Source organism: Paraburkholderia sp. BL27I4N3, assembly GCF_003386115.1.
Classification (GTDB): Bacteria; Pseudomonadota; Gammaproteobacteria; order Burkholderiales; family Burkholderiaceae; genus Paraburkholderia.
On the sequence record NZ_QREJ01000001.1, the window covers coordinates 1,331,123 to 1,348,826 of the forward strand.

General features: G+C 63.8%; 16 protein-coding genes. 4 read left to right on the top strand and 12 right to left on the bottom strand.

Going from position 1 to position 17,704, the window contains the following annotated elements:
* Nucleotides 1-113 precede the first annotated feature (113 nt).
* Nucleotides 114-758: a hydrolase gene (locus B0G71_RS06065; protein WP_106282936.1), complete on the bottom strand. Its 645-nt coding sequence runs from the start codon at nucleotides 756-758 to the stop codon at nucleotides 114-116.
* A 147-nt stretch (nucleotides 759-905) separates the two neighbouring features.
* Between B0G71_RS06065 and B0G71_RS06070 the strand changes: the two genes are divergently transcribed.
* Nucleotides 906-1,778: a LysR family transcriptional regulator gene (locus tag B0G71_RS06070; protein ID WP_116148362.1), complete on the top strand. Its 873-nt coding sequence runs from the start codon at nucleotides 906-908 to the stop codon at nucleotides 1,776-1,778.
* A 321-nt stretch (nucleotides 1,779-2,099) separates the two neighbouring features.
* Here B0G71_RS06070 and B0G71_RS06075 read toward each other — a convergent pair whose 3' ends face one another.
* From B0G71_RS06075 to B0G71_RS06085, 3 genes are read right to left on the bottom strand one after another with little or no spacing between them, the layout of a single operon-like run.
* Nucleotides 2,100-3,434 (bottom strand): TrbI/VirB10 family protein, encoded by a 1,335-nt coding sequence (locus tag B0G71_RS06075; RefSeq protein WP_116140421.1) that lies wholly within the window; start codon nucleotides 3,432-3,434, stop codon nucleotides 2,100-2,102.
* A 2-nt stretch (nucleotides 3,435-3,436) separates the two neighbouring features.
* A complete protein-coding gene (locus tag B0G71_RS06080; protein ID WP_116140423.1) occupies nucleotides 3,437-4,462 on the bottom strand; it encodes a TrbG/VirB9 family P-type conjugative transfer protein in 1,026 nt (341 codons plus the stop codon).
* Complete coding sequence (locus B0G71_RS06085) at nucleotides 4,459-5,205, bottom strand: VirB8/TrbF family protein (protein WP_116140425.1); 747 nt, start codon at nucleotides 5,203-5,205, stop codon at nucleotides 4,459-4,461. Before B0G71_RS06085 ends, B0G71_RS06080 begins: the two co-directional genes overlap by 4 nt.
* Nucleotides 5,206-5,280: 75 nt before the next feature.
* Between B0G71_RS06085 and B0G71_RS06090 the strand changes: the two genes are divergently transcribed.
* The gene (locus tag B0G71_RS06090; protein ID WP_116140427.1) at nucleotides 5,281-5,550 is read left to right on the top strand and encodes a hypothetical protein; all 270 of its coding nucleotides are present in this window, start codon (nucleotides 5,281-5,283) and stop codon (nucleotides 5,548-5,550) included.
* A 3-nt stretch (nucleotides 5,551-5,553) separates the two neighbouring features.
* Here the strand turns inward: B0G71_RS06090 and B0G71_RS06095 are convergent, their stop codons facing one another.
* The 8 genes from B0G71_RS06095 to B0G71_RS06130 are packed head-to-tail and all read right to left on the bottom strand — an operon-like array spanning nucleotide 5,554 to nucleotide 12,753.
* Nucleotides 5,554-6,582 carry a type IV secretion system protein gene (locus tag B0G71_RS06095; protein WP_116140429.1) on the bottom strand — a complete coding sequence of 343 codons (1,029 nt, stop codon included), beginning with the start codon at nucleotides 6,580-6,582 and terminating at the stop codon, nucleotides 5,554-5,556.
* A gap of 29 nt (nucleotides 6,583-6,611) precedes the next feature.
* A complete protein-coding gene (locus tag B0G71_RS06100; protein ID WP_116140430.1) occupies nucleotides 6,612-6,896 on the bottom strand; it encodes a hypothetical protein in 285 nt (94 codons plus the stop codon).
* A gap of 11 nt (nucleotides 6,897-6,907) precedes the next feature.
* Nucleotides 6,908-7,711 carry a conjugal transfer protein TrbJ gene (locus B0G71_RS06105; RefSeq protein WP_258875500.1) on the bottom strand — a complete coding sequence of 268 codons (804 nt, stop codon included), beginning with the start codon at nucleotides 7,709-7,711 and terminating at the stop codon, nucleotides 6,908-6,910.
* Complete coding sequence (locus B0G71_RS06110) at nucleotides 7,704-10,382, bottom strand: VirB4 family type IV secretion system protein (protein ID WP_116140434.1); 2,679 nt, start codon at nucleotides 10,380-10,382, stop codon at nucleotides 7,704-7,706. Before B0G71_RS06110 ends, B0G71_RS06105 begins: the two co-directional genes overlap by 8 nt.
* Nucleotides 10,376-10,750 (bottom strand): VirB3 family type IV secretion system protein, encoded by a 375-nt coding sequence (locus B0G71_RS06115; RefSeq protein WP_258875501.1) that lies wholly within the window; start codon nucleotides 10,748-10,750, stop codon nucleotides 10,376-10,378. The genes B0G71_RS06110 and B0G71_RS06115 overlap by 7 nt, the downstream gene beginning before the upstream one ends.
* Nucleotides 10,751-10,761: 11 nt before the next feature.
* Nucleotides 10,762-11,184: a hypothetical protein gene (locus tag B0G71_RS06120; RefSeq protein ID WP_116140436.1), complete on the bottom strand. Its 423-nt coding sequence runs from the start codon at nucleotides 11,182-11,184 to the stop codon at nucleotides 10,762-10,764.
* On the bottom strand, nucleotides 11,177-12,226 hold the full coding sequence (locus B0G71_RS06125; protein ID WP_116140438.1) for a CpaF family protein: 1,050 nt from the start codon (nucleotides 12,224-12,226) through the stop codon (nucleotides 11,177-11,179). The genes B0G71_RS06120 and B0G71_RS06125 overlap by 8 nt, the downstream gene beginning before the upstream one ends.
* Entirely contained in the window at nucleotides 12,223-12,753 is a 531-nt protein-coding gene (locus B0G71_RS06130) for a lytic transglycosylase domain-containing protein (RefSeq protein ID WP_116140440.1), read from the bottom strand. The genes B0G71_RS06125 and B0G71_RS06130 overlap by 4 nt, the downstream gene beginning before the upstream one ends.
* Nucleotides 12,754-13,389: 636 nt before the next feature.
* On the opposite strand from B0G71_RS06130, the gene mobH reads away from it, so the two are divergent.
* Together mobH and traD are read left to right on the top strand one after the other, a co-directional pair.
* Nucleotides 13,390-15,525: a MobH family relaxase gene (gene mobH, locus B0G71_RS06135; RefSeq protein WP_116140442.1), complete on the top strand. Its 2,136-nt coding sequence runs from the start codon at nucleotides 13,390-13,392 to the stop codon at nucleotides 15,523-15,525.
* 23 nt (nucleotides 15,526-15,548) lie between these two features.
* A complete protein-coding gene (gene traD, locus B0G71_RS06140) occupies nucleotides 15,549-17,702 on the top strand; it encodes a type IV conjugative transfer system coupling protein TraD (RefSeq protein WP_116140444.1) in 2,154 nt (717 codons plus the stop codon).
* The last annotated feature ends 2 nt before the right edge of the window (nucleotides 17,703-17,704 follow it).

Here is a 17,704-nt window from a genome sequence, read left to right on the forward strand (position 1 = left end):
GTTGTAGTGTGTTCGCTGAGCAGCGAACGTGATAAGAAGGGAATGACGCGCCACGGCCGACCGACTGCATAGATAGTCAAGCGCGCACTGTGTCATTCCCTCGGAGATCAGAGTCAGGCGGGAACTGGCGTGTTGAGAAGCTGCTGCTCCCAGAAATAGGCAATGCCGCTACCGGCAGCGTGCTGGCCCAATACTTCTGTCATCGCGCCCGCAGTTTCGGTACGAGCCCAGTCGCGTTGCCACTCGGCTGCCAGTGCCAGCCAGGTCATCATGTTCGCGCCCGCTGCGATCATGCGCTGGATAGCGACCTGGTGCGCCTCCACGGATGTACCACCCGATGCGTCTGTGATGACCGTAGTGTCCCAGCCTTCCCCGAGCGCCTGGATAACAGGCATCGCCACACAAATTTCGGTCCACAAACCAGCGATGATCAGTTGCTTGCGGCCCGTCGCTTTAACGGCGTCCACGACTTTCTTGTCTTCCCAGGTGTTGATGAAGGTGCGATCGATCACTTCCTGGCCGGGGAAAACGTCGGTGATCTGCGGGAAGAGCAGACCGCCGCGAGCAGCAACCACGCTCGTGAGGATGGTCGGAACGCCGAAGAGCCTGGCCGACTTTGCCAAGGCAGTCGACGCGTTGACGACGGCCTGAGGATCGTGGCTGTTCAGGTTGGCGAGTTGGTACGGCTGGTGGTCGATCAAGACAAGGACCGAATCTTCCGGGCGGAGGAGTGAATTGAGGCCATTGCGAAATGTCATAAAAATCCTCTGCGTTTATGGGAAATGTTGAGGGGTTTCCTTGGAGACGCGCCGACAAGCGGCCGGCAAACGAATGTTGTCATTCGCTGTTCCGCGACGGTAGACTCAATTTTTGCCACTCTGTGTCGCGGAAAGAGGAACGCCGAATTGGACATCGAAGAGCTTCAGACATTTGTTGAGGTCGCGGACTCCGGCGGCGTTTCGCCCGCTGCTCGCCGTCTGGGGGTCTCAAAATCCATCGTTAGCCGGAGACTATTGCGGCTTGAATCAGAGCTTGGCGCCCAGCTCCTGGCGAGGACAACCCGTGGTGCCGCTCTGACTGAAGCGGGCACCGCGTTTCGCGACTACGCCGCCCGCGTCGTTGCCGAGATCGACGCAGCCAGGGAGACGATTTCACCAGCCGGAGACCTGCGCGGCCGCTTGCGAATCGCAGCGCCGCTCACGTTCGGCCCGACTCATCTATCACCGGTTTTGGCAGAAATGGCGCGACGTCACCCGCTGCTGCACATCCATACCTGCTACAGCGACCGCATTGTCGACCTGGTTGGCGAGGGATATGACTGCGCGATTCGGATCGGCTACCTTCAGGATTCGAATCTCATCGCAAAGCGCGTTGGACCTATCTACGGAAAGCTGGTCGCAAGCCCTGGCTATGTCGAAGCGCACGGCGCGCCTGAAACACCGGACGAACTTCTCGGTCACCAGGCTCTGATGCAGGGAACGGAAAGCTGGCGGTTTATGGATGGCGACAAGGCCATAACCGTTCATCCGCAGGGGCGTTTCAAGGCTGACAACGCCATCGCTATCGCCGCCGCCGCGGTAGCGGGGCTCGGCCTCGCATGGCTCCCTGACGGCGTGACAGAGCAATATGTTGCGTCTGGCGCGCTCGTGCCGGTCATGTGTCGTTTTCCGCCCCCAACGGCGGGTATATACGTTGTGCGCCCGCCCGGTCAGAATCCCTCGGCAAAAATCCGGGTCCTGACCGACATGCTGATCGAGTGTTTCGATCAGCACGCGTAGTCGCCCGGCGTCGCGAAAGCGCGGCTCCTTTGGACAACAGGTGCATGCCTCTTCGGCTGATTGCGGCGATAAGCCGAATCCAATACGAGGATGCGAATGAAGAAGGACCGCAAGGACTCGGGTATTCCGGAGGATGAGTGCTGCCACCACATCGTCTCGAATGACCGAGTCGATAAGATTGCGCGATTTTCGGCGCTCGTCGTACTGAATTCCTGTCGCGACATTGCCAGAAGCTTGAAGCGGATTGCCAGCCGTACACCTAACGCTACTTCTACTGCAGGAAATAGATGCAGATGCAGAAAGCGTCGGTGATTGAGTGTTTCATCTGTTGCAGCTCCCGTCAGTGACGTTGGGCGGCAGCATCATGTCCCGTTGTGTGATGAACGTGATGCGTTGACCGGGCTCCAGCTTCAGGGTCGGCTGGATGTTCATGTTGCGCTGGAGAATGGTCTGGGTCGTTTGCGACAGTGACTGTGCTGCCGCTTCCGACAGACCGGTCGACGCGCCTCCGTTGATGTTGATCGTGGTGCCGCTCTGTTGACTCTGGTTGTGGCCGATCCAGGCAGCGACGCCGGCGATCAGGAAGGTCGACCCGAAAATTTTGAAGAAGTGGTTGTTGACCTCGGCGGTGACGCCCGCTTCGCCGTCAGGGTCGTTGCCCGTGAGCCCGTCGAGACGCATGGTCGCGTGCCGGAAAATCATCCGGGTGGCAGCCATGAGCATCAGGTCCTGGCCGATTGCCACGTCGTTGTTTGTCCGACCGAGAAGCCGCGTGCCCTTCGGGATCAGCTTGCAGTTGCCATCGATACTGTCGTAGAGGTCGCGATCGACCATCGCACGGAAGCTGCCTGGCATGTCGCTTTTCGCGCCCTGAAGGATCACCGTGGGAATCGGTGTGCCGCCCATCACCATGTACGGCGAATCGATGGGGACTGGAACCAGCGGTTTCGCATCGTCAGTCGCTTCGCTCTGTTGTCTGACCCAGTCGGCGTTGCGCCGGTTGATGTCGCGCGACACATTGACGGGCGTGAGATCTGACGCGGTCGTCTCCGAGGAACCACCCGGTGATGGGCTGCCTGGCGCTGCCTGCAAGCCGGAAAGGTGCGCGAGGCTGCCCGCGATGCGGTCGGGCGATAGCCCATTCCCCGCGGACGGGTTGCCGTTGCCTCCACCCGTGTCCTCGTAAGCGACGAGCGACTGGCTCTGCATGGCGTCGATCTGCCGTTGCAGCGCGAGTCGATTGGCGTCGTGATCGGGGGTGCCTGGGCCAGACCTCCGGTAGTTTCGGGGCAGCGGACCGGCATCGTCTCCGGGCACGCCTTTGGGGATGCCATCGAGCGGTGTGCCGCCGAGCGGGGCGCTGCCTGCCGACGCGGCATCGCCCGCGCGTGCCAGTGCCAGGTTCCGCTGGTCTTCGAGGCGCTTGCGGATCGCATCCGGTGAGGCCTTCGGCTGCCGCGCGTCCGCCTCAATCTGCTCGCGCTCGCGCCGCTCGGCCGCGGTCTCGTGCGGATGGGACAGCGCGTGCACGAGGACAATCGCGAGCAGTGCGGAGCACAGCGCGATGAGCAGCGTTTTCGCGAGATTCCGGCGGATGCGTGTGAGTCTGGCTGGCTCAGGCGTGAGCGGGGTGCCGCTTTTTTCGGGGGCGGCCATGTTCACGGTTTCCCGTAAATGTTCTTCATGCGGGCCGAGTCACAGCCGAACAGTCCGCAGCCTTTGCCCCGACCGTTAAAGACCCGCACTTCCTCTTTGCCGCGTTTGAGCAGCAGGCCGTATGGGGCGATCTGCTGCACCTCGAACAGGTCGTTGCCGAGCGGCACGAAGCTGGCGATCTCGGCATGGCCCTTATCGTCCATCACCAGGATCGCGGGCAGCTCGGCGTGGTGGGGAAACTGCAGATATGTGAACCTTCCATCGTCAAAAACGGTCACTGGCGTGAACGGTGCATCTCCCTCCAGGCGATAGTCGAAATTCGCCTGGTCGAGTGCGATGCGCGGGCCGGCTGAGCGCACATCGCCAGGCGACCCCGCCTGCGCGCTTCCGTTCGCCTGTTCGCCCGTGCTTTGCGCAGGAGCGTTGCCCGGGTACTCGATGCCGAAGGGCGAGACCTGTCCCGCTGTCATTTGCGCATCGGTATCGAGGTAGTGCCAGGAGACGCGGTGATAGACCGTCCCATTGTCCGATGAGCGCAGGTCCAGTTCGTAGCGCCGGCGCGACGTGATAATCGTTGCGGCATTGTCGAGCCCGGGCAGGCGTGCCTCGACGAATACGTCGCGCTTGGTAAGCGCCGTATGGTCGAGCCAGCGCTTGCCCGTATCGGACAGGTAGACACCGGTGACTTCCTCGTCGGGGCCGAACACCAGGTGCGTTTCCTCGTTGGTGCGCACAAGTACGGGATAGAGGTAGTCCGGGTCATAGTCGTAGACGACGAGCGACGAATCGTCGGGCGCCGGATATGGACCGTTGACGTGCGCACGGGACACAGGCGCGTGTCGGGCGCGGGGCCGCGGCGTCGGCGTGCGAACGGCATTCTCCGCGGGCTGCGTCGGGACTGTCGTCACCATACTTGCGGGCAGCGGCGTGGACGGCGCTGGCGATGGTGCTGCGCCCTGGGCCCGGGCCGTCGCTGCGCACATCGCAAGGAGCACCGTGACGCACACAGTCGGAAGAAGAAGCTTCATTGCGTGGCTCCGGGATTGACACCCAGATAGGGTGTAAGGCTGAAGTGGGTGATACGAAGCCCGATCGGGTTGTCCTTCTCTTCGCCGGATTTCAGCGTTTCGGGTGCGAGCAGAAAACTGACCGTGAGCAGCATCTGTTTCGGGCGGGACGGCTTGCCGTTCACGCTCTCGATCAACGTGAAGATCAGGTAGGCGACTTGTCCATCGGGTGAGAACGAGGTGGAGTTCTCGATGAATTCGCGGGTGAGGCCGGGCGTCTGCGCGACGCGCTGCGCGACCGGATCGGTCGCGGTAATGTACGTTTCCAGTTCTTGCGTGGCGGCGCCCGACGTCCAGCCGAATGCGGCCGGGATCTGGCGCGTGAGCGTCTCCTGGCTGTCCGCTTCGATCGTGAAGACGCGCGACGCCCATTTCACGAGGAAATAGCGCTTGTTCGCCGCGGTGACCGAGTAGGTTTCGGCGTATCGGTCCGAGACCCATACGGCGCCACTCTTCTCGTCGTGTTCGACAAAATACGGACGCGGGCCGCTGTGTACACTTTGCACGATCAGTGCAGCGCATTCACCGGCAGCGATCAGCGCGAACACGGCGGCCACCTTGATTGCGAGCCGCTTTTCCCAGAGGGGGCGCTGGAAGGCGGCAAACCAGGCCGTAACCGCTTCGCCGGTATGCGGTGGCGACGGAAGGTCGGCGGCGGGTGTCTGGGTGCCGGAAGAGGCGCGGAAGGGCTGGTGTTTGTGCATGACTCAACCCTTCCGGCAGCAATATGCGCCCGGTGCTACACTGGGATCCAATTCACCTGCTGCAAGGTTGCAGCCATGGCAAAGCTCAAGATCCTCCTCCTGTACTTCGTATTGCCGATCCTGCTGTTCGCGACCTTCGTCCTGTACCAGGTCGGCGCGCAGCATTTCGGCGTGGCGATGATGCTTGCGGGTGCGGTCGTGTTCATTCTTTGGGCGTGGATGAGCACCACTCCAAGGGAAAGAGAGGAGTCGCTGCGCGCAGACGCGGACCGTCAACGTCGACTGGACGAAGAGCGGAACGCGTACTACGTGACTCAACAAAGCGCAAAGCATCGCCATCATTGAATTTCACCTTAACGATTTAGGGGTGATATTTCGGCCGATTAATCCCTTGCCGAATCCGCCGGCCCCACCTCCGCCACTGCCTGATACAACCGCGCGAGCGATTTCGGGCACCTGCCACATCATGAAAGCCCCCACACCGCAGACGAGTGCGAGCGCCAGCATCGCGAGGTAGTTTGTCGCGTAGTACGCGTCGCTATTCGTGCCGTTCTGCGTCGCGCTCTGTTGCACGAGACTCTCGATGCCCGGCAACAAGCCGCTATAGACAATCGCCATCATCAGCCAGGCGACGACCTTGAAGAGCCCTGCGGAAATCGTGAAGCGCAGCCAGCCATCGAAGAGGAATTCGCCGGCGGGCAGGACGTACCAGGGAATGAGTACGGGCCCGAGGCAGAAGGCGATGTCGAGCAGAAACGAGCCGAATTGCACAACCACCACGAAAATCATCGTCATGAGCGTGATCGCAATGATCGCGAGCGCTTTGGCAAGGAACGCGAGCAGGACCAGCGGCAGGTTCTTGATGAGCGTCCAGATCGAGCTCAGGCCTGCCGAATTCGCCCCGGCATCGCTCGCGGTCCCGCATTCCTGATGCTCCGTGTTCGGGATCACTACGCCATCGGGCGTCACGTCCGGCACCTGCTCGCAGACCTGGGCCGCTTCCGTCCGCACGCCCTGCATGATGGTTGAGGCGGCGTTGACCAGCGCTCGCAGCAAGTCACCGGGGTTCCCTTCGCCACCGGACACGCGCGAGGCCATGGTCTGCATGTTGTCGACGAAGTAGCTATGCACCGTGCCGGACCAGGCCGTGAGCATCACGAGGATGACGGCGCATTTGATCAGGTGGCGGAACAGGTTCGCGAAGAAGCCGGGGAAGTCCCCTTCGAGCAGCCACAGGAACACGTGCCATGTCGCCATGACAAGGCCCAGCGCGGAGAGCAGATCGATGCCGTCGGAGAGGAACAGCGTCTGCAGGCTCGCGCCCTTCGCCTGCATCGCGGCGAAGAGGGCGTTGAGCACGGAGATGACGTCGTTCATGAGCTGGTCCAGTTGACAATGGGACGCCGCTACCGCAGACCGCCGGAAAGGCGCAGCAACCCCAACAGCAGGGCGAGCGGCAGTGCGATCCAGGCCGCGGCAAAAACCTGCGGATTTTCCGCGTGCACCACCAGCAGCCCGACGAGCAGCGACAGCCGGACGCTGCGGGTAATGCGCCGGTCGAACGTCCAGCCCGGATCGCGCTGATCGAATGGAATGACGCTGCGGAGCTGATATTCACGGATGGCGTGCAGCACCACACGTAGCTCGGCGGGCGTTGTACACAGGTGGCGGATCAGCCAGCGCAACAGCACGACCGCATCTCCTACTGGTCCTGCAACAGGTCGAAGTCGGGCGCGCCCTGTGTCGTCTGCTGTTCCTGCTGGTTGACCTGGCTGAGCGCCGCGGCGCGCGCGGCGGCGAGCTTGGCCGCGTTACCCTGGGCCTGCGATTGTGCGATGTGGTCCTGCATCTGCTGCGCGACCTGCCGCTGCATGAGCGCATGCAGATCGACCATCTCGCCAGCGAGCACGTTCGACTGCTGGTTCAGCATCTGCAGGCCCTGTACGGCGCCCGTGACGTTCGGAATCTGCGACTGGATCTGTTGGAGGTTCTGCGCGCGGTCGGCCAGCGTGTCGAGGTTCTGCATGTCCTGCGTCAGTTGCTGCTGGTTGATGCCGCCGCGCGTCGAGGCCAGCGACGTGTAAGCCGACAGCCACTGGGCAGGCGACATGCCCGTCGTATTCATCTCGGTGAGGCTGCGGCCAAAGAGGCTGTTCGTGGCGCTCGCCGCCTGCTCAAGTTGCGTGATGGCCGTGGAGAGCGACTGGAAGCTCGTGATCTGCGTGCGGTAGGGGGCGATGGTCTGGTCGATCAGCGACGCTGGAACCTGCTTCAGGTTCTGGGCCATCGTGACGTACTGCTGCAGGCGGGTGATCTGCGCCTGAACGTTCTGCTCGACCATCTGCGCCTGCTGGGCGACCGACGAAACGAGCTCGGCGTGGTTTAACAACTGTGTGATTTCGGTCGCGCCGCCCGTCATCCCGCCGCCGGCGCGAACAGTGCCCGTGTGAAGGACCAGGGCGAGGGCAACGGCCACGCCGGCTCGACGAAGTACGGGCTCACGCATGATGGGCCTCCGGTTCGGCCCATGCCGCCGTGTCCATGCTGGGCTGTGCCATGGCCTCCTCGATGTACCGTGCCCTCCAGTCCGGATGACCGGAATGCAGGTGCCGGTCGAATATCAGCTGCGCGCTCAACTCCGACCGGAGGATGGCGATTGATGCCGGATCGAGCGGCACCGAAATTCGGCGCGATGCACCGCCCTGTTCGGTAATGAAGTAGTCGCGCTTCGCGATGAGCCGCTGGATGGTGCGGATCTGTCCGTCGGAAAGACCAAAATCGCGCTGATAGGCGGTTTTCGCGGACGGCGTGAAATTCTCGACCGGCACGAATACGCGTATGAGCACGTTGTCGCGGATCTGCGGCCAGATTTTCGAGGTCGAGACCTGTTCGGGTGACTGCGCATCCATCCAGACGCAGCCGAGCTTCTTGCGCATCGTGACGATCCAGTTGCCGATCTGCGCTGCGAACGCGTCGTCGTCGAGCAGGTTCCAGATCTCGGGCAGCATCACGAGCGTCGGGCCGATAACGCCCTTGGCACGCCGCTGTTCCATCGAATCCTGGATGCGGTACGTCACATACGACAGGAACGGCCTCGCGATCACAGGGTTCGCGAGAATCCGGTCGGTCGCCATCGACACCCATCGCGTGTCGTCGAAACTGTCGTTGAGGTTGTCGAAGTAATGGGCGTGTACGGCGGAGCCCACCCACAGAGCCAGTTCGTCGGCAAGCGGCCCCGCAGGTAGCGACGCGTGGACGGTGCGCAGTCGCCACAGTCGTCGGTCGGCGCGGCTGCGCGTCGCGGCAAGCGCCTTCTCGAGTTCGCTGCGGTCGCCCGCGGTCACGCGGTAGGTGCCGCGCTGCTGCGCCAGCATCACGATCCATTCGGCGAGGAACTCGATGTGGCGCGGGTCCGCGAGCAACGCGAGCGGGTTCATTTGCGCGCGTTCGTCCGCCGAAGCGCCGGCTGCGCCATGATCGAACTGCAGGTAGCGGCCGCCCTGCAGGATGGTCGGGATGCGCATCGACAGGTCCTTGTCGAATCCGTACAGCCAGGCGTTCGGGTACTTGCGAAAGAGCGTCGCGCACAGCAGCATGAAGATCGTCTTGCCGAATCCAGTGCGGCCACAGACCAGCATGTGGCCGACATCGGCGAGGAAGGCGGTGAACCAGTAGGGCGTGCCGAACTCGGTCGGAAACGCGGCGAGCGCTGGGCAGCGCGTGCCGGTTTCCTTCGTCAGGTGCGCGTTGATCGGGTGCCCTTCGGAGACACCGCGCAGCGGCAGCAGGCGGGCAAGCGCTGCGGTATCGATGAACGACCAGCGCGCGCATTCGCGCCACATGCCGGGGATGCTCGTCGCGAAGGCCGAGAACGCGTGAAGCGTTTCGCGCACGGGCGCGAAATGCGCGGCTCGCAGCGCTTCCTCGACGGCGCGGTGGGTCATGACCGCCTGCGCCCACGCGGCTTCGACGGCTGTGCCGTCATCGAACGGTGCCGTCTCGAAAACGGGCGAGAAGGAGAGCGCGGACAGGTTGTAGTACCCGTACATCTCCTCGGCCATCTCGACCTTGCCCACGCGCCGGTTCGCGTCGTCTGCGGCGGCGGAGCGGGACTGGTTCTGTCGCGCGCCGGACGTGTCGCCACCGCGCAGCGTAGCGGCGAGCAGCGAACGCGTGTCGAGCCGGCGGCCCTCATGATAGCGGCGCACGCTGTCGATGAAACGCATCGCGGCGTTGGGCGTGGTGAGACGGAAGCAGTGGCTGACCGTGAGTTCCCCGGGCACCTTCAGCAGGCCGTCCAGGCTCGTGGGCAACACCGTGTCTGGCCAGAATTCGCGGCGGGCAGGAATACCCGCCGCGATAGCGAAGCGCTGGCGGCCATGCGAGTAGAAGTGCAGGTAGTCGTGACCTGGCCGGACCTCCGTATCGCACATCGCGAGGTCTAGTGCGGGGATGTCCGGTATCGGCACGGCTGATACGTGATCGCTCGGCGGGGAGCAGCACGCGTGCATGAACGCACCGAGTGCCGGACCAATCAGGCGCCGGCAGGCCAGGCGCGGGTTGCTCGCGACGAAGCCGAACAGGATGTTCTCGAAGGTCTCGACGATGGCGGCCAGCTCTGACGCCGTATATGCGAACAGGTACTGGTCGGAGAACGTGCCGCGCACGGCCTGCACCAGCGACTCTGCGATCGACAGCCCGTCATGTGTCATGCCGTGCGTGATCTTGCCGGCGAACCGGTCGATGCCGACGTCCGGAGCCAGCGTGAACGTCACGAAATGACGGTTCGTGTAGTTGGCGCCGCGCTCGAACGTTTCGCGCCGGGCATCGTCGACCCGTTGCGCCACCGGGTCAGGCATTGGTACGGTGAGATAGCGCGCGCTGCGGCGGCGATGAATCGTCCACCACATCGTGACGGGCCGGCGGGCGATGTCACGCAGTGACGTGATCAGGTTCTCCATCAGTTCGAGGACATGGCCGGTCGACAACGCGTCGGCATCCGGTCCGGAGAACTCATAGGTCGCCATCACCGACGAGTCCTTGTTGACGACGAGCGTGTCGCTAAAGCGAAAGAGCCACGGCACCATCTCGGCGGTGGAACGGCGATCGCCATCGGTGCGCTGCGCGACCTGTACGAGCGACTCGGCGTCAAACGGCGAGAAGGGGGGCTTCAGCACGGCATCCCCCGGGCGAAGCCTTTCGGGCGGGCATTGATCTTCTGGCGCAGCAGCTGACGCGGCTCATAGTAGTCGCCCTGCCGGCTGTATTTCGCATAGCAGCGGATCTGGTCGGGATCGCGCCGCACGGCGAGCCACAATACGGGATGCGTGACCAGCACCGCGAGCAGTACCCAGCCGTTGTGCAGGCCTGCGGCGAACGTGATGACGATGGCACCCTGCGCGATGCACCATTTGCGGTCGATGCCGAGTAGCAGGAACTGTTCGAGCATCGTCTTTCGAACGCGCGCGGCGAGTGGATCAAGTGGATCCAGCGGATCGACCGAGCCAACGGATGCGTCAGGTGCGTCGGGGCGATGCGTCTCCATGCCGGACCTCGTCAGATGGTGCCCGTGCAGGCAGCGCCGTGGTTGAACACCTGGGCCCACAGCAGCGGCATGTTCAGGATCGCGAGCGTGCCGAGCACGCCGCGCAGCACATGCGTCTTGATGTTGCTGCGACCATCGTCGAGCAGCCACAGCACGATCGAGCCGACGAGCGCCGAGAGCGACACGACTTCGAGCAACTCGTTATCGAGCACGTCCTGGTACACGGTGCATAGCCCGCCGTTCCAGATGCCCGCGTGCGCGATGGTCGGAATTAAAGCGAGCCAGAAGGCCGTGAAGAACAGGCGCAGCGAACGGTGATGAGGGGTCGCAACGTTTCGCCAAGCGTCGCGCACATCCGCACAACGGTTGCGAAGCGTGGTGATGAAGAGGCGGGCGGCACGGAGCCACCAGCCCCGTTGACGTAAATCATGCATGGGCCAGCTCCTCGTGGGAGGCGAAGCGGGAAAAGAGGCACCGGGTCTGGTAGCGGCCGTCCCCTGCACGGAGCACTTCGCGGATTTCGACAGGGCCGCGCACCGCGCCCTGCCGCTCGGCGTGCACGAAGAAGCGGAACGTCGAGGCAATCTTCTGGCGTAGGTCGTCAATCGACAGGAGCCGCCCTTCGTCGCTCATGCGGATGAGCGACTCCAGCCGCGCGGGGGCGGTGTCGGACGAGTCAGCATGGAACGAGACGATCGAGCCGGGGTGCCCGGTGTTGAGTGCTTCCATCAGGTCGAAGGCTTCGGCGCCACGGACCTCGCCGACGATGATGCGGTCAGGGCGCACGCGCAGCGAAAAGCGCACAAGGTCGCGGATGGTGATGCCGAGATTGGTCTCGAACGCGACGTGATTGGGCGCGTGCACCTGCAGTTCGGCCGTGTCCTCGATCGTGATGACGCGGTCTTCCTGCGGCATCGCATCGATCATCGCGTTGAGCATCGTGGTCTTGCCAGATGAGGTGCCACCGGAGAACGCGACGTTGATCCGCTCGCGCATGACCCATTCAAAGAACTCGCGCAGCGCGGCGCCGCCCGATGCGAGACGGCCCAGTAGCGCGGTATTGCGGCGGCGCGCGGCGGGCGACTTCGTATCTGGCAGCACGTCGAATGCCCCGGCGCGCTCGTAGTCGGCGAGTCCAATGCGGCGGCGCGTGTGCTTGCGGATCGACATCATGTCGCCATGGACGGCCACAGGATGCCGGGCGGCGGCAATGCGCAGACCCGACAGTCGGGCATCGAGCAGAGGCGTCTGCTCCTTGGCATTCACGTTCGCGAGAATCGTGATGGTTCGATCCAGTGCGTCCGGATCGAGGTCGCAGCCGGGGACGTACGTTACTGTTCCATTGCGCTCGACAAAGATCGCATCGGCGCGGTTGACCATGATTTCCTGAACGTCGGGATCGGCGAGCATCGGTTGAAGCGGGCCGAGGTAGTCGTTCAGCACCTCGATCGCGTATTCGTATGTGAGCCGGCTCATCGCCCAGCTCCCCATGTCGTGTGCCACGTGATCGGCCAGAACAGCTTCGCGATCAGCCCCGGGTCCTGCGCCGCGAGCGGAGTGGCCGGCGCGGACGGCAGGGGCGGGGCCGTGTTGAGTGCGAGATAGACGCGGCGCGCGTAAGCAATGCGCTTCACGTGCGGCCCGGCGTTATAGGCGCCAACGGCATCCCAGCTCAGGCCGAGGTGGTGGAGGTTCTGCGACAGGACCCACGCGCCGACGTAGGCGTTGATGCAGCGGTCATGGAGGTCCGCAAGCGAAATCCCGAAGCGCGAGAGCGTGGCGAGCCACCGGCTGTTGATCTGCATCAGTCCGATATCGGTGCTGCCATCGGTGTTCACGTGGACGACGTTTGCATGCTGCCCGGATTCGACGATGGCGATCGCACGAACAAGCCGCGCATTCACGTGATGAAACCGCGCGGCGTCGTCGATGCAGTCGGCCCGGGCAGTAGCGGCCGGGCCGCCGAGCACAGCACTAGCAAGAACGATCCATACACGCTTCACCTTGACCTCGTCTGTTCGTGGCCATGATCCGGTGACCACGACCTGGCCGCGCCAGCCATCAGGGAAAAAGGACCTGCCAGGCGCGGGGAGCAGTCCGGCAGGCCAACAGCGCGCGTCGGCCCAGGGGGAAGGGCCGACGGGTTCACTGTAGGCAGCGAAGAGTCGCGACCGGACCGGATGCCTGCCCGTATTCGCAGTTGGGCGAGCAGGTTTTCCGGGGGCCGCATATCGGCCCGTTTCGGGTGGGGTCACCCGTCCAGCGCAACGCAAAGGCGCCTGCAGAAGGCTGTAAAGGCAAGGGAAACAAAGGGCGGCTCAAAGGGAAGGGCCCAATCCAAAGGCCGCGGGTGAAGCTGGGATGAATCGCATCACCCGCTCAAACGCGCAAACGGCGAAGGGCAAAAAGGTGGACAAAAACGCCACGGCCTTTGCCGCAGAAGGCCGGGAAAGGACAGGCGGCGGCGCGTAATCGGGGCCATCTGTCCAGCAGCATGACTGCGCGGCGCGGCACGTTCTCGTGCAGCCATTCGCGGCAGGCGCTGCGGGCCAGTGCGTACGGTTGAACCATGCGACGCGTTGAGTCGCGCGCCTCATGACGAGGTCAGTCCCGTTCTCCCGTTCTGCTGGAAACCCCACATGGCTTTTGCCAACGCCCTTAACTGGTTGAAGTTGCCACGATCGTCGAGACTGCAGGCGACGCCGCCGGTGCCGCCTGCCAGGCACAGCGTGCCACCTTCGCCAAAGTATCAGCCGGTACTGGGATACCGTGAGCTGATTCAGCGAACCGGTGTGGAGGGGACAGTCCGGCGTATCGCCAGCAGTCTCGGGCTGTCGCCTGAGAGCGAGCAGCGTGACCTCGAACCGTTGCTGCAGCGGCTCACGGAATTTGTGCAGCTCCTGCCCGCGTCCGAGTCGCATCATCACGCGCAACCGGGTGGCCTGCTGATCCATCTGCTCGAGGTCGCGCGCTATGCGCTGCATTTCCGTGAAGGGTACCGGCTGCCGCTCGGGGCCAGTCCCGAAGACCAGATGCAGCATCAGGCGCGGTGCAGTTATGGGGTATTGGTCAGCGCGCTGCTGCACGACATCGGCAAGCCGCTCGCGGACCTGAAAGTCGAACTGGCCACCGGACATGACGTCCGTCCCTGGGTGCCGATGGCCGGCAGCATGAACGAGCAGGGTGGCGCGTGGTATTGCGTGGATTTCCCAACGCCCGGCGAGCGCGATTACGGTGCCCATTCGCGTCTCGCCATCGTGCTGCTGCAGCGCCTCGTGCCACCAGCGTCGTTGAGCTGGCTGGCCCAGTATCCGCCCGTGCTGCAGGAACTGGCTGCATACCTGTCCGGAGAGGCCAGTTCGAAAGACAGCGCGCTCGCGAAGATCGTGGGTGACGCGGATCGCCGCTCGGTCGCGGAAAACCTGCTGGCCGGTCCCCGTACGCGGTTCGCCTCGGCGCGCGCGGTGCCGCTGATCGAGCGGCTGATGGAGGGGCTGCGACGGCTTCTGGCCGAGGGCGGTATGCCGCTCAACCGCGCCGGCGCGACCGGCTATTGCGACGGCGAATCGCTCTGGTGCGTGGCGAAAACGCTGGCCGAGGCCGTCCGGGCTTACCTTGCGTCGCATGAGCAGCAACAGAGCGGCGCGGCAGGGATTCCGGCGGACAATAACCGGCTCTTCGACACCTGGCAGGAATACGGTGCGCTTGTGCCTACGGCGGAAGGCGGTGCCATCTGGACGATCGCAGTCGCGATTGGCGCATGGAAGCAAACCTTCACGGTTCTGCGTTTTCCGCTTGATCGGCTCTACGCCGAATCTGCTCACTACCCGCGCGCTCTGCCTGCGGGCTCGGTCCAGACCATCGAAGTGGGCGCCGAGCGGACCCCGCCGGCTGAATGTGTCGACCGCGCCGATGACGGTGTATTGGCCGCGCGCGCAGAGCGTGGCCGGGAAGGGCCGTCCCCAGTCGGGGACCCGGTGACGACGGCGGTCGATCAAAGCGTCGACGCGCCAGACGCCGCGGCGTCAACAGCGCGCGAAGAACCGGATCGGCGGGATCGGCGTAAAGCGGACGATGACTCGCCTGCGTCGCAGGAGCGGGCCGCTTCTGATGCCGTTGCTTCGTCCATGAACGACGGCGAGCTGGCGTATCTGCCGGACGCAGAGAGCGCTGCCGCGCTCAATGACGAAGCGGTCGTGGCGCACGGCAAAGGCAACGACGATGCACCCATATCGGATCAGGTGAGTGCGCCGGTTCGCCCGCGCGAGAAGGGGCGGGTGCCGTCGCGATCCATTGCCGCTCGGGCGGGTGCCCGGCAGTTGCGGCCGAATGCGGAACGATTCATGGCCTGGGTGCAGGAGGGAGTTGCTACGGGCGGGTTGCCGTACAACGAATCGATGGCCCGTGTGCATTTTGTGCCGGAAGGCATGCTGCTTGTGACGCCGGCGATCTTCCGGGATTTCGCGCATACGCATCCCGACGCGATCGAGCAGACGCCCACCGAAGATGGACGGACCCCGGAGCCATGGAAGCAGGTCCAACGCGATTTCCAGAAATCCGGCTATCCGGTGACAGCCGATGCCGGCGGCGCAGGCCGGTCCTATCTGCTCCACTACACCATCAAGGGCGCCGGTGGCCGGCAGCTATCTGTGATGCTCGTTCCCGAGCCGGAGCGGTTCTTCAATCCCGTGCCACCGCCGAACGCGATGATCCAGTCGAAGCAGAAGGCAGTCGCAACGGAAGATGCGGATTTGCCTCAGTCGTCTGAGGTGTGATCGGGGGCATCGGGACAACGGCGATGGCGTATCCGGTCGAGAACTTCTTTCGCAGGCCCGTTGAACTGCTGTCCTCCGTGGCTGCGCTCGCAGCGATCGGCATCCTCTGGTCCCACGCGGCGCTCTTCCTTATCACGCCCGCCACGGGTGGCGTCACGACCGTTGCGCTCCTGTCACTGGCCTGCGTTCGCGGGCGACAGGCATGGCGGCTGATCCGTTTCCAGCGCAATCTCCGATGCCTACCGCAGTATGTGATTCCTGCAGGCGTTATCCCGTGCTCCAGCAAGGAGGTATTTCTCGGGCGGGGCTTTCGCTGGAGCGTTATTCAAACTCAGCGGCTCTATCAGGCCCGCTTTCCCGAAAACCGCCGCCTCCTTGCACGCAATGACCTGTACGACCGGGCGCGGGATCATGAGCGTCGGTATCCCGATAGTCGGCTCGCGCGTGTAACCCGTCGCGCGGTATGGTGGAATCCGGTCGCGCCGTTGCCGCCGGTCGGTGGCGATCCCGCGCTGCATGGCGTCGAACCTGACGAACGCGACATCTGGTTCGACATTGGCGAGCGTGTGGGGCACATGGCGGTGCTTGGGACGACGCGCGTTGGCAAGACCCGGCTGTGCGAGGTCCTGGTTGCCCAGGACATCCGCCGCGGCGATATCGTGATCGTGTTCGATCCGAAAGGCGACGTCGACCTGCTGCTTCGCATGTACGCCGAGGCGAAACGTTGCGGGCGGGAGAGCGAGTTCACGTTTTTCCATCTGGGCTACCCGGACAAATCCGCGCGCTATAGTCCGATTGGCACGTATTCGCGGATCACGGAGGTGGCGACCCGTATCGCCGGCAACCTGCCGAAGGAGGGCCAGTCGGCCGCATTCCGGGATTTCGTCTGGCGCTTCGTGAACGTGATGGCGCGCGCGATGAGTGCGCTCGGCATCCGTCCGACCTACGAAATGATCTACCAGAACGCCGTGAACATCGATGGGCTGGCGTTACGGTACTTCCGCTTCTGGCTCGACCGGGATCACCCTGCATGGAAGGAGGGACTGGAGCCGCTCGACAAGGAGGAGGCGAAGCAGGCGATGCGGCTGCAGCGCAATCAGGAAGTGCTGCAGGTGGCGAACCTGATCCGGCAGCAGGGCTGGTCCGATCCGATCGCCAACGGCCTGCTGTCGGTCATCAGCAACGAGCGCTCGTATTTCGACAAGCTCGTGTCGTCGCTGTATCCGCTCCTGGAAAAGCTCACCACAGGTCGGACATCGGAACTGCTGTCGCCCGACTATGACGATCCCCATGATTCGCGCCCCGTGTTCGACTGGAATCGCGTGATGGACCGCGGTGGCATTGTCTATGTCGGACTCGACGCGCTATCGGATTTCGAGGTGGCCGGCGTGGTCGGTAATGCGATGTTCGCCGATCTGACGTCGACCGCAGGCCGAATCTACAAGTATGGGCACAGCTACGGACAAAGCAACGTGGGCGGCAGGCGCCGCGTGTCGATCCATGCGGACGAGTTCAACGAACTGGTCGGCGACGAATTCGTGCCGATGGTCAACAAGGCGGGGGGCGCGGGCTACCAGGTCACCGCCTACACGCAGACGAGCGCCGACCTTGAGGCAAAGATTGGCTCACGCGCGAAGGCCGAGCAGATCTTCGGGAATTTCAACACGCTCGTGATGCTGCGCGTGAAGTACGTGACGACCGCGAAGATCCTGACCGACCAGCTTCCGATGATCGATGTGAAATCGCTCACGCTCGCCTCATCTGCGACGGACGCCGTGCGGCACGGCGAGGGCGTACATTTTACGGCGCAGACGCACGACCAGATCTCGGTGCGACAGGTGCCGACGCTGCAGGCGTCCGACCTCACGCAGTTACCCAAGGGCCACGCGTTTGCGCTGATCGAGGGCGGCCAGCTTGTGAAGGTCCGGCTGCCGCTGCTCGACGCGCATGACCCAATCATGCTGCCGGGGCTCGACGACGTGGTGGCCGACATGCGGTCCCGCTATGCATCCTATGTTCAGGCTGTGTCGCCGTTCGATGAGGTAGGAGGTGTGTCGCCTGATTTCATCGGAGGCGCCGTGGGCAGTTTCATGCCCGTCGACGCGAATGCCGGCACGCCGGCACCGATCTCTGGACCGTGGGCGGTGCAGGGCAAAGGCGCTGGGTTCAGACGATAGAA